General features: G+C 50.7%; 16 protein-coding genes and 2 pseudogenes. 12 read left to right on the top strand and 6 right to left on the bottom strand.

What is annotated here, in order from left to right:
* The first annotated feature begins 13 nt into the window (after window positions 1–13).
* The 6 genes from rlpA to lipA all read left to right on the top strand — a co-directional run bounded on the left by rlpA (window position 14) and on the right by lipA (window position 6,000).
* Window positions 14–1,126: an endolytic peptidoglycan transglycosylase RlpA gene (gene rlpA, locus LCD46_05730; protein ID UOY71828.1), complete on the top strand. Its 1,113-nt coding sequence runs from the start codon at window positions 14–16 to the stop codon at window positions 1,124–1,126.
* 139 nt (window positions 1,127–1,265) lie between these two features.
* Window positions 1,266–2,477 (top strand): D-alanyl-D-alanine carboxypeptidase DacA, encoded by a 1,212-nt coding sequence (gene dacA, locus LCD46_05725; protein UOY71827.1) that lies wholly within the window; start codon window positions 1,266–1,268, stop codon window positions 2,475–2,477.
* A gap of 105 nt (window positions 2,478–2,582) precedes the next feature.
* Window positions 2,583–2,846, top strand: a complete 264-nt coding sequence (ybeD, locus tag LCD46_05720) for a DUF493 family protein YbeD (protein ID UOY71826.1) — start codon at window positions 2,583–2,585, stop codon at window positions 2,844–2,846.
* Window positions 2,847–2,940: 94 nt separating this feature from the next.
* Window positions 2,941–3,582, top strand: coding sequence for a lipoyl(octanoyl) transferase LipB (gene lipB, locus LCD46_05715; protein UOY71825.1), 642 nt, complete (start codon window positions 2,941–2,943; stop codon window positions 3,580–3,582).
* A 291-nt stretch (window positions 3,583–3,873) separates the two neighbouring features.
* Window positions 3,874–4,827 (top strand): YbeF family transcriptional regulator, encoded by a 954-nt coding sequence (locus LCD46_05710; GenBank protein ID UOY71824.1) that lies wholly within the window; start codon window positions 3,874–3,876, stop codon window positions 4,825–4,827.
* A 207-nt stretch (window positions 4,828–5,034) separates the two neighbouring features.
* A complete protein-coding gene (gene lipA, locus LCD46_05705) occupies window positions 5,035–6,000 on the top strand; it encodes a lipoyl synthase (protein UOY71823.1) in 966 nt (321 codons plus the stop codon).
* 81 nt (window positions 6,001–6,081) lie between these two features.
* Here lipA and tatE read toward each other — a convergent pair whose 3' ends face one another.
* A complete protein-coding gene (tatE, locus tag LCD46_05700) occupies window positions 6,082–6,285 on the bottom strand; it encodes a twin-arginine translocase subunit TatE (GenBank protein ID UOY71822.1) in 204 nt (67 codons plus the stop codon).
* Window positions 6,286–6,410: 125 nt separating this feature from the next.
* Complete coding sequence (locus tag LCD46_05695; GenBank protein ID UOY71821.1) at window positions 6,411–7,199, bottom strand: deaminated glutathione amidase; 789 nt, start codon at window positions 7,197–7,199, stop codon at window positions 6,411–6,413.
* Between the two features lie 67 nt (window positions 7,200–7,266).
* Here LCD46_05695 and crcB point away from each other — a divergent pair, with 67 nt between their 5' ends.
* Window positions 7,267–7,650, top strand: a complete 384-nt coding sequence (gene crcB, locus LCD46_05690) for a fluoride efflux transporter CrcB (GenBank protein UOY71820.1) — start codon at window positions 7,267–7,269, stop codon at window positions 7,648–7,650.
* 219 nt (window positions 7,651–7,869) lie between these two features.
* Here crcB and cspE read toward each other — a convergent pair whose 3' ends face one another.
* Both cspE and pagP read right to left on the bottom strand, forming a co-directional pair.
* Window positions 7,870–8,079, bottom strand: a complete 210-nt coding sequence (cspE, locus tag LCD46_05685; GenBank protein UOY71819.1) for a transcription antiterminator/RNA stability regulator CspE — start codon at window positions 8,077–8,079, stop codon at window positions 7,870–7,872.
* A 190-nt stretch (window positions 8,080–8,269) separates the two neighbouring features.
* Window positions 8,270–8,842 (bottom strand): lipid IV(A) palmitoyltransferase PagP, encoded by a 573-nt coding sequence (pagP, locus tag LCD46_05680; protein ID UOY72896.1) that lies wholly within the window; start codon window positions 8,840–8,842, stop codon window positions 8,270–8,272.
* A 436-nt stretch (window positions 8,843–9,278) separates the two neighbouring features.
* On the opposite strand from pagP, the gene dcuC reads away from it, so the two are divergent.
* The 4 genes and pseudogenes from dcuC to LCD46_05660 all read left to right on the top strand — a co-directional run bounded on the left by dcuC (window position 9,279) and on the right by LCD46_05660 (window position 12,326).
* Complete coding sequence (gene dcuC, locus LCD46_05675; protein ID UOY71818.1) at window positions 9,279–10,646, top strand: anaerobic C4-dicarboxylate transporter DcuC; 1,368 nt, start codon at window positions 9,279–9,281, stop codon at window positions 10,644–10,646.
* Window positions 10,647–10,740: 94 nt separating this feature from the next.
* Window positions 10,741–11,313, top strand: a pseudogene (locus LCD46_05670) (ribonuclease I).
* A gap of 55 nt (window positions 11,314–11,368) precedes the next feature.
* Window positions 11,369–12,066, top strand: a protein-coding gene (locus LCD46_05665) for an IS1 family transposase (GenBank protein ID UOY71817.1) whose coding sequence is annotated in 2 segments (ribosomal slippage) — window positions 11,369–11,618 and window positions 11,618–12,066 — 699 coding nt in all. Because the reading frame shifts where the segments join, the coding sequence is not laid out codon by codon here.
* Window positions 12,067–12,083: 17 nt separating this feature from the next.
* Window positions 12,084–12,326: pseudogene (locus tag LCD46_05660) on the top strand (ribonuclease I).
* On the opposite strand, the gene LCD46_05655 reads toward LCD46_05660, so the two are convergent.
* Window positions 12,320–12,937, bottom strand: coding sequence for a flavin reductase family protein (locus tag LCD46_05655; GenBank protein ID UOY71816.1), 618 nt, complete (start codon window positions 12,935–12,937; stop codon window positions 12,320–12,322). The pseudogene LCD46_05660 and the gene LCD46_05655 sit on opposite strands and share 7 nt — an antisense overlap.
* 88 nt (window positions 12,938–13,025) lie before the next feature.
* The gene (locus LCD46_05650; protein ID UOY71815.1) at window positions 13,026–13,856 is read right to left on the bottom strand and encodes an alpha/beta hydrolase; all 831 of its coding nucleotides are present in this window, start codon (window positions 13,854–13,856) and stop codon (window positions 13,026–13,028) included.
* A 254-nt stretch (window positions 13,857–14,110) separates the two neighbouring features.
* Here LCD46_05650 and rnk point away from each other — a divergent pair, with 254 nt between their 5' ends.
* A complete protein-coding gene (gene rnk, locus LCD46_05645; protein UOY71814.1) occupies window positions 14,111–14,521 on the top strand; it encodes a nucleoside diphosphate kinase regulator in 411 nt (136 codons plus the stop codon).
* Window positions 14,522–14,680 lie beyond the last annotated feature (159 nt).

Raw genomic sequence — 14,680 nt, 5'->3', positions numbered from 1 at the left:
TAAGGGGATCGGAATGCGTAAGCAGTGGCTGGGGATCTGCATCGCGGCAAGTTTACTTGCGGCCTGCACAAGTGATGATGGTCAGCAACAGGCAACCGTCGCGCCACCGCAGCCTGCGGTTTGTAATGGCCCGATCGTTGAAATCAGCGGTGCCGATCCCGTTTATGAACCGCTAAATGCCAGCGCGAATCAGGATTACGAGCGCGACGGCAAAAGCTACAAAATTGTTCAGGATCCTTCTCGTTTCAGTCAGGCAGGCTTTGCCGCCATTTATGATGCTGAACCCGGTAGTAACCTGACTGCATCAGGCGAAGCCTTTGACCCAATGCAGCTTACCGCAGCGCACCCAACGCTGCCGATCCCAAGCTATGCTCGTATAACGAACCTGGCGAATGGGCGAATGATCGTCGTGAAAATTAACGATCGCGGCCCGTACGGTAATGACCGGGTGATCTCTCTGTCCCGCGCATCCGCTGACCGCCTGAACACCTCAAACAATACCAAAGTCCGTATTGATCCGATTATTGTAGCGCAGGATGGTTCGCTGTCCGGCCCAGGCACAGCATGTACCACGGTGGCTAAACAGACTTATGCCCTTCCTGACCGCCCAAATCTTGACGGTGGAATGGGGAGCGCCTCTTCACCGGCAGAGCCTGCTCAGCCAGGTGGGGAGATCCGCGCCATCAGCAATGATACCCTGCAAAGCGATGACTCGACCGGCGCGCCGGTAAAGAGTAGCGGCTTCCTTGGCGCACCAACGACCTTAGCCGCAGGCGTGCTGGAAGGCAGTGAACCTACACCAGCACCCGCTCCTGTTACCGCTCCGGCTACCCAGCCAGCTCCTGTAACAGCCCCAGCCGTGACGCAAAGTGCGCCAGTTGCTGCTCCAGCAGCGGCCAGTGGCAGTTATGTGGTTCAGGTAGGCGCAGTGAGCGATCAGGCCCGAGCCAAACAGTATCAGCAGCGTCTGAGCCAGCAGTTTGGCGTACCAGGACGCGTTGAGCAGAATGGCGCGGTCTGGCGTATTCAAATGGGGCCGTTTGCCAGCAAATCGCAGGCAGCGTCCTTGCAGCAGCGTCTGCAGAATGAAGCTCAACTTCAGTCATTTATCGCTGTTGCGAAATAATGAACCGGCGGTATCCGAATTGTCAGTTTGTGTAAAACACATTCACAAACTCATGCTTAAAGTCGGATGCCTGCCTGAATAGCATTTGCTATAGTAGGGCACTTTTTTTAATTCCATCACGGATGTCGTAGTTCTGACCATGAAGACCACTTTTTCCGCTCGTTTTGTGCAGCGCATGGCGCTGACCACGGCCCTTTGCGCTACTGCACTCTCTGCAGCTCACGCCGATGACCTGAATATCAAGACCATGATCCCTGGCGTTCCGCAAATTGATGCTGAATCCTACATCCTGATCGACTACAACTCTGGCAAAGTGCTGGCGGAACAGAACGCCGATGCTCGCCGTGACCCGGCTAGCCTGACCAAAATGATGACCAGCTACGTTATCGGCCAGGCGATGAAAGCAGGTAAATTCAAAGAATCAGACCTGGTCACCATCGGTAACGATGCGTGGGCAACCGGGAACCCTGTTTTCAAAGGTTCCTCGCTGATGTTCCTGAAACCAGGTATGCAGGTTCCTGTTTCTCAGTTGATCCGTGGTATCAACCTGCAGTCTGGTAACGATGCCTGCGTAGCCATGGCCGATTTCGCCGCCGGTAGTCAGGATGCCTTCGTAGGTCTGATGAACAGCTATGTTACCGCGCTGGGTCTGAAAAACAGCCATTTCCAGACCGTGCATGGCCTGGACGCCGATGGCCAGTACAGCTCCGCACGTGATATGGCGCTGATTGGTCAGGCACTGATCCGCGACGTACCTAATGAGTACTCCATCTATAAAGAGAAAGAGTTCACCTTCAACGGTATTCGTCAGACCAACCGTAACGGCTTGCTGTGGGATAACAGCCTGAACGTTGACGGCATCAAAACCGGTCACACCGACAAAGCCGGCTACAACCTGGTGGCCTCTGCGACAGAAGGCCAGATGCGTCTGATCTCCGCCGTGATGGGCGGTCGCACCTTTAAAGGCCGTGAAACAGAAAGCAAAAAACTGCTGACCTGGGGCTTCCGTTTCTTCGAAACCGTAAACCCACTGAAAGCAGGTAAAGAGTTTGCTTCTGAACCTGTCTGGTTCGGCGATAACGACCGTGCTTCCCTCGGCGTTGATAAAGACCTGTACCTGACCATTCCACGCGGTCGAATGAAAGATCTGAAAGCCAGCTATGTACTGAACAGCACCGAACTGCATGCGCCACTGCAGAAAAACCAGGTGGTGGGCACGATCAACTTCCAGCTGGATGGCAAGACTATCGATCAGCGTCCACTGGTTGTCCTGCAAGAAATTCCTGAAGGCAATTTCTTCGGCAAAATCATTGATTACATTAAATTGATGTTCCATCACTGGTTTGGTTAAAAATCGAACACTTGAAAGTGTGATTTTGATCCCCATATACTAAGTATCCTGATAACTCCCACCTGACGTGGGAGTTATTCTTTTTGACGTTACGCCGGAGCTGACATGAAAACCAAACTTAACGAACTGCTTGAATTCCCTACCCCGTTTACCTACAAAGTAATGGGTCTGGCGAAACCTGAGCTGGTTGATCAGGTGGTTGAAGTGGTACAGCGCCATGCGCCGGGTGACTACTCTCCGTCAGTAAAACCAAGCAGCAAGGGCAACTACCACTCGGTTTCTATTACCATCACTGCGACTCACATTGAGCAGGTTGAGACGCTGTACGAAGAACTCGGCAATATCGAAATTGTTCGTATGGTGCTGTAGTCCCTTTGAGGTTACCCGCTTTGCCGGGTAACCCCTCTCCCCGCTGTGATATACTCCCTCTCATCTTATGTCCTTCGTCTTCGGAGACGCAGTTTTGTATCAGGATAAAATTCTGGTCCGTCACCTCGGGCTGCAACCTTATGAGCCTGTCTCCCAGGCTATGCATGACTTCACCGATTCACGCGATGACAGCACCCCTGATGAAATCTGGCTGGTCGAACACCTGCCGGTATTTACACAGGGCCAGGCGGGAAAAGCAGAACACTTATTAATGACGGGTGATATCCCGGTTATTCAGAGCGACCGCGGCGGACAGGTAACGTATCACGGGCCGGGGCAGCAGGTGATGTACGTCCTGCTGAATCTGAAGCGCAGAAAGCTGGGTGTGCGTGAACTGGTGACCTTACTGGAACACACTGTCGTCAATACGCTGGCGGAATACGGTATTGACGCTCACCCGCGTGCCGATGCACCTGGTGTCTACGTCGGCGAAATGAAGATCTGCTCTCTGGGACTGCGTATTCGAAAAGGTTGTTCATTTCACGGTCTGGCGTTGAATATTAATATGGATCTTACGCCTTTCCAGCGCATAAACCCCTGTGGCTACGCCGGTATGGAAATGACACAAATGTGCCAGTGGGTCGACACGGCTGCGCCAGAAAATATTCGTCCTGTCCTTTTGAAGCACATGTTAGCGCTACTTAACAATCCTCCGCACGAATATATCCCTGCTTAATATATTATACAACATGGCTCGATAATTTGACGGGCCAGTGTTTATTTACCGCTTTTACGATTTACAATAAACCATAGATTCTATATTTTCGAAGCGCCCGAATATTACCGTTACATATTATTTAGCCTCCAGCAAGCGCGATACGCAGGATCTAAGTAACTTGAGTGATAATCACACAACTGTTTGTTTTTGATAGACAAGTAAAACAAAACCAACACTTTACGAATCTCTACAGGCATAATAAATAAATTCAACTATCATTCATAATGTGAATGTATACGGAGTAAAAGCGTGGAGTCTACTAATTTACCAGCTAAACGCCTGAATGAACCTGGTGGCGAAGACAAGCCGCAAATTTTTCGGACTTTACGTAATATTGATCTCAATTTACTGACTATTTTTGAGGCAGTATATGTCCATAAGGGTATCGTTAATGCTGCGAAAATTCTTAATCTCACGCCATCAGCAATAAGTCAGTCAATCCAAAAGCTACGCGCTATATTTCCCGACCCGTTATTTATCCGTAAGGGTCAGGGGGTGACGCCAACGGCTTACGCCACACACCTCCACGAGTACATCAGCCAGGGGCTGGAGTCGATCCTGGGCGCACTGGATTTAACCGGGAGCTACGATAAGCAGAGAACCATCACCATCGGCTGCTCCCCTTCTGTGGGTGTACTGGTGATGCCTGCGATCTTCCAGGCCGTGAAAGAGCAAGTGCCGCAGCTCCTGCTTCGCAATGTGCCTCTCAATGAACCTGATATTCAGCTTGCTCAGTTTCAGACAGACCTGATTATTGATAGCGGCAGCTTTAGCGCCAGAGCACTCGGGCAAAATGTGCTTTATGCAGATAACCTGGTTCTGGTGTGCCGCCAACATCATCCTGCTCTTAGCGAGCCATTGGCCATCGAAAACTTGCGTAACTATGATCATTCATCATTCATGACCGATGGGCAGTCTAATCATGCCCTGCGCCAGCGGATTGATGAAATCTTCCCGGAACGTCAGATCAGTTTCAGCAGTTACAATATGTTTACCACCGCATCCCTGATTGGCAGCAGTGACATGCTCTGTATCATGCCTTCACGCCTGTACAGCCTGCTCCGAAAATGCTGGCCGCTGGAGAGTATTCCTCTCAGTCAACTTAATGCGGAATCTATCGAGATTTCACTGCATTACAACAAACTGAGTTTGCGCGATCCGGTACTGGAAAACGTCATCCGCATTATCCGCCAGGCCTTCTGACAGGCTCAGACAGCACAAGCCCCTGCTACAGGCAGGGCAAAAGGCACAAAACAACAACTATTTTACAAATTGGCGACCTGGCAGGCTGCTTTAACGACCGTTTCAATGATATACTGCCTGTCGTTCGTTCAAAAATAGTTGATAAATACAACATTTCCTTGAATTGAAACGCTTTCCTTCGATATTCGCAACTGGAACACGCACGCTATGAGTAAACCCATTGTGATGGAACGCGGTGTTAAATACCGCGATGCCGATAAAATGGCCCTTATCCCGGTTAAAAACGTGGCTACAGAGCGCGAGGCGCTGTTAAGAAAACCGGAATGGATGAAAATCAAACTTCCGGCCGACTCTTCGCGTATCCAGGGGATCAAAGCGGCGATGCGCAAGAATGGCCTTCACTCCGTCTGTGAAGAAGCCTCTTGTCCGAACCTTGCTGAATGTTTCAATCACGGCACCGCGACGTTTATGATTCTGGGTGCCATCTGTACCCGCCGCTGCCCGTTCTGCGATGTTGCCCATGGCCGTCCGGTAGCGCCCGACGCTAACGAGCCTCAAAAACTGGCACAGACCATCGCCGACATGGCGCTGCGTTATGTCGTCATCACATCTGTTGACCGTGACGACCTGCGTGATGGGGGTGCTCAGCACTTTGCTGACTGTATTACTGCCATTCGTGAGAAAAGCCCGAACATCAAAATCGAGACGCTGGTTCCTGACTTCCGCGGCCGTATGGACCGTGCGCTGGACATCCTGACCGCGACGCCGCCAGATGTGTTTAACCACAATCTGGAGAACGTACCACGTATCTACCGCCAGGTACGTCCAGGTGCAGATTATAACTGGTCCCTGAAGCTGCTGGAGCGCTTCAAAGAGGCGCATCCGCATATTCCAACCAAGTCTGGCCTGATGGTTGGCCTGGGTGAAACCAATGATGAAATCATTGAGGTAATGCGCGATCTGCGTCGCCACGGCGTCACTATGCTGACGTTGGGACAATATCTGCAACCAAGCCGCCACCACCTTCCGGTACAGCGCTACGTAAGCCCGGACGAGTTTGATGAGATGAAAGCCGAAGCGATGGCGATGGGCTTTACCCACGCAGCATGCGGCCCATTTGTTCGCTCCTCATACCATGCCGATATGCAGGCGAAAGGCGAAGAAGTTAAATAATTCTGTAATATTCATTTACAGTAATACGAAAAAACCGGCCTCATGAGCCGGTTTTTTTTCGCAAGCCCTCAGGCATTGCTATCACTCTTTGTGAGAAAGCTTGTCTGCCGGGACGTCATCCTCAGCGCTTTTCTTGGCCGCCGCATCATCGTCGTTCATTGCTTTTTTAAAGCCTTTGATGGCAGCCCCCAGGTCACCACCCAGCGTGCGTAACTTCTTGGTACCAAACAGCAGGACGACCAGTGCGGCAACCACCAGCAGTTTGGTAATACTAATCTCACCCATAGATACCTTCTTTACTTAAAACAGGCTGCATTCAGCGCCAAAACCTGATTGTATTAACGGTCATTTGACGCGTGCACACAATAGCAATCTGTAACAAGGTGAATCAAGCATTGTTGAAAAAAACATCACAATAATTGCGGTGGCGCAAACCGACGGTTATGAAGAACAGGTAATTGCTGACGTGCAAGCGCAATCCGTTCTAAATTAATCTCCGCGACCAGCAACACAGGGGTTTCCGCTGCAGCAGCAATCGTCACCCCCAGCGGATCGACCACCCTGCTTTGCCCGATGTTTTTATTACCGCACTCCCCTGCGGCAACGACATAACAAGTGGTATCAAGTGCGCGCGCCGCAAGCAATGTTCCCCAATGATGCTCTTTTAACGGCCCTTTCACCCAAGCCGCAGGCAATACCAGAATGTCCGCCCCTTGTAGCGCCAAATTGAGCGCCAGCTCCGGAAAACGTAAATCGTAGCACGTCATCAACCCAACCTTAAACCCGTCAATATCCAGTAGCGGCGGAACACAGTCACCGGGATCAACAAGCCGTGACTCCTGAATGCTGAACGCATCATAGAGATGAAGTTTGGCGTAACGTGCGACAATGGCGCCGCCACGGATAGCCACAAGCGTATTGACTGCTCGACCCGGCGTTGAGGGAACATGGATCGTTAATATCGTCGTCATCGTATTACCCGCGCTCTGGGCGAGCAATTGCTGTAAAAATTCACCGTCCAGCAACTGCGCGGACTTCACGGATAAATCCGGGTCATTATCATCCCTGGCCAGCAGCGCCTCAGGGAGCACCAGCAACGACGCGCCTTTCTGCCAGGCCTGCTTCATCAGGTTGACGCACGTGAGCGCATTTTTGTGCCAGTCTGGCGTGACCGCAAACTGTCCAACTGCAACATACATATTTGTCCCCTCATCATAAACAGCGTTAAACTCGCTACTCTTACACATCAAATAGCAGGTATTTAGCGTGTTACAACTACTTTTAGCCGTTTTTATTGGTGGGGGAACGGGTAGCGTTGCTCGATGGTTTCTGAGTATGCGGTTTAACCCCCTTCATCAGGCTATACCCATGGGAACACTTGCCGCAAACCTGATTGGTGCTTTCATTATTGGTATGGGGCTGGCCTGGTTTAACCGAATGACACACATCGACCCGATGTGGAAAGTCCTGATTACGACAGGTTTCTGCGGCGGGTTAACCACCTTCTCGACGTTCTCTGCAGAAGTGGTGTTTCTCTTTCAGGAAGGCCGTATCGGCTGGGCGCTGACGAATATCGCGATTAACATGCTCGGCTCCTTTGCGATGACGGGGATCGCATTCTGGCTATTTTCCTCTGCAAGTACGCATTAACTGTCGAACCGTTAATGTTGCCTTAATTTTTCTCTGTCACTCTGGCTCCAGTGCTGAACGAGGGTGACAGAATGAAACAGAGTCTGATGAGCGCAGGAATGGTGTTGTTAAGCGTGCTGATCGTTGCCAGCTTCCTGAAAATGTATCTGATTGGCTGATTCAAAACGAAAAAAACCCGCTCTGTGAGCGGGTTTTGAAATTCTTGCTGACGCGTCTGAATTACAGAGCGATTACGTTAGCAGCAGAAGGGCCTTTGGCACCGTTAGTGATTTCGAACTCTACACGCTGACCTTCAGCCAGAGTTTTGAAACCATTAGACTGGATTGCAGAGAAGTGTACGAACACGTCTTTGCTGCCATCTTCAGGAGTAATGAAACCGAATCCTTTGGACTCATTAAACCACTTAACGTTACCTTTAATCTTAGACATCAAAATTACCTTTACATTAAAAAACGACACAAATGCTGTGTCGGTTACCAGTACATCAATTGTGAGACCTTTTGTCCAGCGGATCTTTGATAAAAAGTGACTAAAGTCGCGTTAATTTTCACTGACAGATTTTTATCGTTTATGAATCAACGTCTGCGCGTTTTTTCACCATCATGTAACGTTTTGTCAGTTAAAACTGAAAACGCATCCAGGCGAAGTAAACGTTTCCGTTGTTGTAAGTCCCCGGGATGTAGGTCATCTGGAACGTTGCGGGGCCATAGCCAATAGAGGCAAGTGGAAGCAGCACCGGGATCGGGATGTAGTTCCAGTTGTCACGTGCAGTGACGCCGGCGGTATAACCTAAACCAACGTGGAAGTTCTCGTCCGCTAACGGACGCCAGGTTTTCTCCCAGCCATAACCCCCAATCGGTTCCCATTTATTAAACGAATCTTTAAAGGCCATCAGATAGATGCCATGCCAGTTGCCCTTTTCATCCCAGCGCGACTGACCAAAACCAGCCCCCCACGGGCGCTCGTTGTATTTATCTGTCTTCTCTTTGTCATAAGCAAAACGTGCATGCCACGTTATTGCCGGAACATAGAGATCATAATGTTCAGGCGCGGTCCAGGTCTGAGAAACATTATCCGTGAAGGTAGAGAACCAGCCTTTATCCTTTGCGTTGTCCTCTGCCTGTGCAACGGAGGAGAACGTTAACTGCCCAAAAATAAACAACAAAATAGAGAAAAATGTATTACGTACGATCACAATGCAATTACCATTCTTAGTATTCGAGGCAAAGTTTACCATAAATTAGTTTAATCAACGCTTAACAGCATCAGTATTATTCCTAATTATTCGCACTTCTGAGGGAATATTCTTAAAATAGTCCACCTGCAAGCGCGAATAATCACACTAAGGGTGTGCCATTAGCGAATTTATTCCCTGGCAATACAAACACTCAGCAACTTACAAAAAATTAACATTTCATTATCATTGTAAAGACAATTTGCGGTGTTACTACTGGTCAAGCCCCTCATGATATAAATGTATAAGCCGTGGCAAAAACACTGTCTGACTGCTCTTTAGTCATCTATTTATTGATTTTAATCAGCAAGAACAGGCCATTAATTCGGCACATTTTCATCCTTCTTTTTTTTGATTATTTGTGCTCAAGGGCAGCAGAGATACAGGGGAAATCATGCTTACGTTAATCGAACTCCTTATTGGGGTCGTCGTCATTGTCGGTGTAGCTCGCTACATCATTAAGGGATACTCGGCAACAGGCGTATTATTTGTCGGTGGTTTAATACTGCTGATTATCAGCGCCATAATGGGTCATCAGGTGTTACCGGCCAGCGCAAGCAGCACGGGTTACACTGCTACCGATATTGTTGAATACATTAAAATATTACTCATGAGCCGCGGCGGCGACCTGGGTATGATGATCATGATGCTGTGCGGGTTTGCGGCCTACATGACCCATATCGGCGCCAACGACATGGTCGTTAAGCTTGCCTCTAAACCCCTGCAATATATTAACTCTCCGTATCTGCTGATGGTCGCAGCCTATTTCCTCGCCTGCCTGATGTCACTGGCCGTTTCGTCGGCAACCGGACTTGGCGTCCTGCTAATGGCCACGCTGTTCCCGGTGATGGTGAATGTCGGTATTAGCCGTGGTGCGGCGGCGGCAATTTGCGCGTCTCCGGCAGCTATTATTCTCTCCCCTACTTCTGGCGACGTCGTGCTGGCGGCAAAGGCAGCGGAAATGTCGCTCATCGACTTCGCCTTTAAAACCACGCTACCGATCTCGATAGTTGCAATTGTGGGAATGGGTATCGCGCATTTCTTCTGGCAACGCTATCTCGATAAGAAAGAAAACATCAGCCATGAAATGATGGATGTAAGTGAAATCACCACGACAGCGCCAGCGTTTTACGCCATTCTGCCGTTCACGCCGATTATAGGTGTATTGATTTTTGACGGTAAATGGGGCCCTCAGCTACATATCATTACCATTCTGGTCATCTGTATGCTGCTGGCTGCAGTGCTGGAATTTGTACGCGGCTTTAACACACAAAAAGTCTTCTCTGGCCTGGAAGTTGCGTATCGCGGTATGGCAGATGCGTTTGCTGGCGTTGTCATGCTGTTGGTTGCAGCAGGCGTCTTTGCTCAGGGGCTGAGCACTATCGGCTTTATCCAGAGCCTGATCTCCATCGCGACCTCATTCGGCTCCGCCAGTATTATCCTGATGCTGGTGCTGGTGGTGCTCACCATGCTGGCGGCCATGACAACGGGTTCCGGTAACGCGCCTTTCTACGCCTTCGTTGAGATGATCCCGAAACTGGCTCACTCTTCCGGGATTAATCCAGCGTATCTTTCCATTCCGATGCTGCAGGCGTCGAACCTGGGTCGTACCATTTCCCCTGTATCCGGCGTCGTCGTCGCCGTTGCCGGGATGGCAAAAATTTCGCCATTCGAAGTGGTAAAACGTACCTCCGTACCGGTTATTGTTGGCCTGATTATCGTGATTATTGCCACGGAGGTGCTGGTTCCCGGTGCCGCTTAAGTTAAATTACTGATATCCAGAAAGCGCCTGCGGGCGCTTTTTGTGCTTTAATAATTTCCAGAAATTAATCATGTTTATTCGATCAGGAAATCACATGTTCAGGAAGGATATCGTCATCCCGTCTGGCGCAATGGCGCTGGCACTTTGTGTCTTCTCCACACAGGCCGATCCGCTCAAGGCAACTCAGTATGGCGATTTCGATCGCTATGTGCTGGCGCTGTCCTGGCAAACCGGGTTTTGTCAGAGCATGGTCGAACGTAACCGCAATGAGCCTGACGAATGCCGACTGCAAAAAGAGCGTGAAAATAAAGCTGATTTTCTGACTGTCCACGGGTTATGGCCTGGTTTGCCGAAATCTATTGCCGCACGTGGCGTGGATGAACGTCGCTGGATGCGCTTCGGCTGCGCCACGCGCCCCATTCCAAATATGCCAGAAGCGAAAACCAGCCGAAAATGCGCTGCCGCCGAAACCGGACTGTCGCTTTCCGGTGCCGCGAAGCTGAATAGCGTGATGCCCGGCGCAGGTGGTAACTCCTGTCTGGAACGTTACGAATACGCCAAACATGGCGTCTGCTTTGGTTTTGATCCCGATGCCTATTTCGGCACGATGGTGCGAATGAATCAGGAAATAAAAAACAGCGAGGTCGGTAAATTCCTGGCGGATAACGGTAATGGTGCCAACTTACTGATTTAGTGTATGATGGTGTTTTTGAGGTGCTCCAGTGGCTTCTGTTTCTATCAGCTGTCCCTCCTGTTCAGCTACTGAAGGCGTGGTGCGTAACGGTAAAAGTACTGCCGGACATCAGCGCTATCTCTGCTCTCACTGCCGTAAAACATGGCAGCTACAGTTCACTTACACCGCTTCTCAACCCGGTACGCATCAGAAAATCATTGATATGGCCATGAATGGCGTCGGATGTCGCGCCAGTGCACGCATTATGGGCGTTGGCCTCAACACGATTTTACGACACTTAAAAAACTCAGGCCGCAGTCGGTAAACTCACGCATACAACCGGGCAGTGACGTCATTGTTTGCGCGGAAATGGACGAACAGTGGGGTTACGTCGGCGCTAAATCACGCCAGCGCTGGTTGTTTTACGCGTATGACAGGATACGGAGGACGGTTGTGGCGCACGTATTCGGTGAACGCACGTTGGCCACGCTGGAGCGTCTTCTGGGCCTGCTGTCGGCCTTTGAGGTCGTGGTATGGATGACGGATGGCTGGCCGCTGTATGAATCACGCCTGAAGGGAGAACTGCACGTTATCAGCAAGCGATATACGCAGCGCATTGAGCGGCATAACCTGAATCTGAGGCAGCATCTGGCAAGGCTGGGCAGGAAGTCACTGTCGTTCTCAAAATCGGTGGAGCTGCATGACAAAGTCATCGGGCATTATCTGAACATAAAACACTATCAGTAAGTTGGAGTCATTACCCGGATAACTACGGTAAAACCGTTACTCGCAGCGATTTTGACAATGCCGTTGCTAAAAGCTGGAGCAAGGAGAATATCAAAGCGTTCAAGCTGACCTGCAATGGTAATCCGGCTTATCTGACCGAAATGCAGGTTTCGCTGAAGGCTGACACCATTAATAATCCACTTTCTGCGACATCATTTGCACCGCAGCCACATCCTGGTAACTGCGGAACACAGTTCATCATTGATAAAGCGGGTTACTGACTTACTACCGGTCGCACCATATCAAACCGGTTTTCATCACTGATGCCATAGTACGCCGTCGGCCCACCCGCACGCAGGATGGGCTGCGCTTTCGCCGTCTGGTATATCCCCTCTTCCAGCAGCGTCTCGTCAATATGGACGCCGACCACTTCTCCTAACACCAGCCAGGTATCTACAGGTGTGCCGTCAGCCCCGGTAAGCTGAATGCATTGCGACAGGCGGCATTCAAAGTTCACAGGGCTCTGCGCGACACGCGGGGCGTTAACCAGCTGGCTGGCCGCAGGCGTCAACCCGGCAAAGGTAAATTCATCTTCCCCATGAGGAAGTGTGGCGGAGGTTTCATTCATTGCTTCGGCTAAATCGCGCGTCGCCAGGTTCCAGACAAACTCTTTTGTTTCAGTAATATTACGTACGCTGTCCTTCCAGCCATTGCTGGAAAACCCGATGATCGGCGGGCGATAGTTAAAACAGTTAAAGAAGCTATAGGGTGCGAGGTTCAACTGACCAGCATGGTCGCAGGAGGAGATCCAGCCAATCGGACGTGGGCCAATAATGGCGTTCAGCGGGTCATGCGGCAAGCCGTGCCCCTGAGACGGTTGGTAGAAGTACATAGTTCTCTCTCAATGGAGGGCAGACACGAATTACGTTTCGCTCAATGCCCTGGTTCAGGACGCTCAGCGTAACGCAATCCGCCAGGAATTAAGACTGAATAAATTTCAGCAAATCTTCATTGATCTGGTGCTTATGCGTGGTGCAAATACCGTGAGAGCCACCGGCATAGACTTTCAGCTCTGCATTCGGCAGGATCTCCGCCGCTACCCGACCACAGGTATCAATGGGGACAATCTGGTCATCATCACCGTGGATCACCAGCGTCGGAATGGTCATCCTTTTCAGATCTTCACGCAGGTCCGTTTCCGAAAACGCTTTCACACAGTCGTAAAGCGCCTTGATTGACCCCTGAAGCCCCTGTTCAACAAAACTTTCACACACCGCTTTGGACTCTTTCGCGCCCGGGCGGTTGTAGCCATAAAACGCGGCGGTCAGCTCATAGAAGAATGCCGCCCGATCGTTGACGACACCTTCCCGAATACCATCAAACACCTCTTTCGGCACCCCGTTCGGGTTGAAATCGGTTTTGATCATAATCGGCGTTACGGCGCCAATCAGCACCGCTTTGACCACGCGCTGCGTACCGTGACGCCCAATGTAGCGCGCCACTTCGCCTCCCCCTGTGGAATGCCCCACGTGAACAGCATCTTTCAGGTTAAGATGCGCCGTCAGTTGTGCCAGGTCATCAGCGTACTGATCCATATTATGGCCGTCCCACGGCTGCGCGGAACGACCATGTCCGCGGCGGTCGTGCGCAATTACGCGAAATCCTTTTGACCCCAGGTATAACATCTGATCTTCAAAGGCATCTGCCGTCAGCGGCCAGCCGTGGCTGAAAACCACCGGTTGCCCGCTTCCCCAGTCTTTAAAATGCAAATAGCTACCGTCTTTCAAGGTAATTTTATCGTAATCGCTCATGAGATCTCCTGCTAAGGAACACTGAATGCGGATAGTCGCCTGCAAGGGGCGCTTAAAAAGGATAATGCAAATTTGCGAGGGATCACGTTTTTCGCCGAAAATTCATATGGACCATGAATGTGACTTTCATCACTTCAAACTTGCACGTTCAGCCAGTATCATCGGGAGAGTTAAACCCTCGCTGCCAGACGGCGAGGGTTTTCTTTTGGATTGGTTTCTGCGTTACACGCAGTATTAACGACATGGAGTAAAAAATGTCCAGACCTACAATTATCATCAATGAACTCGACGCAGAACGTATCGACAGACTGCTGGAAAAAGCAGAATTCGCCTCACTTCCGGTGGCCGACGCCCTGAATGAGGAGCTCGACCGGGCGCAGATGTGCACCCCTGAGTCGATGCCGCATGACGTCGTCACCATGAACAGCCAGGTAAAATTCCGCAATCTGACTACTGGTGAAGAGTTGACCCGTACGCTGGTTTACCCGGCGCAGATGACAGACAGCAGCACTCAGCTTTCCGTTCTGGCACCGGTGGGTGCCGCACTGTTGGGGCTACGCACAGGGGATACCATCCACTGGGAGTTACCGGGAGGTACCTCTACCCACCTGGAAGTGCTGGCATTGATCTACCAGCCAGAAGCCGCTGGTGATTACCTGCGTTAACCCCTTCTGAACAAGCGCCCACCGCTTTGCACAGAGGATGCAGCCGCATCCTCTTTCCGCAAATTCACCCGAAATGCTTATATCGCGCGAAAAGGCCTTAATCCACGCTTAATCTGTTTTGGTGCCGTGGGGACGGTCATGAGTGAGATACTGGCTATC

The organism is Enterobacter ludwigii (assembly GCA_023023105.1).
In the GTDB taxonomy this organism is placed as follows: Bacteria; Pseudomonadota; Gammaproteobacteria; order Enterobacterales; family Enterobacteriaceae; genus Enterobacter; species Enterobacter adelaidei.
The sequence above is the reverse complement of the archived record's forward strand: the minus strand, read 5'-3'. Positions and strand labels throughout refer to the sequence as shown.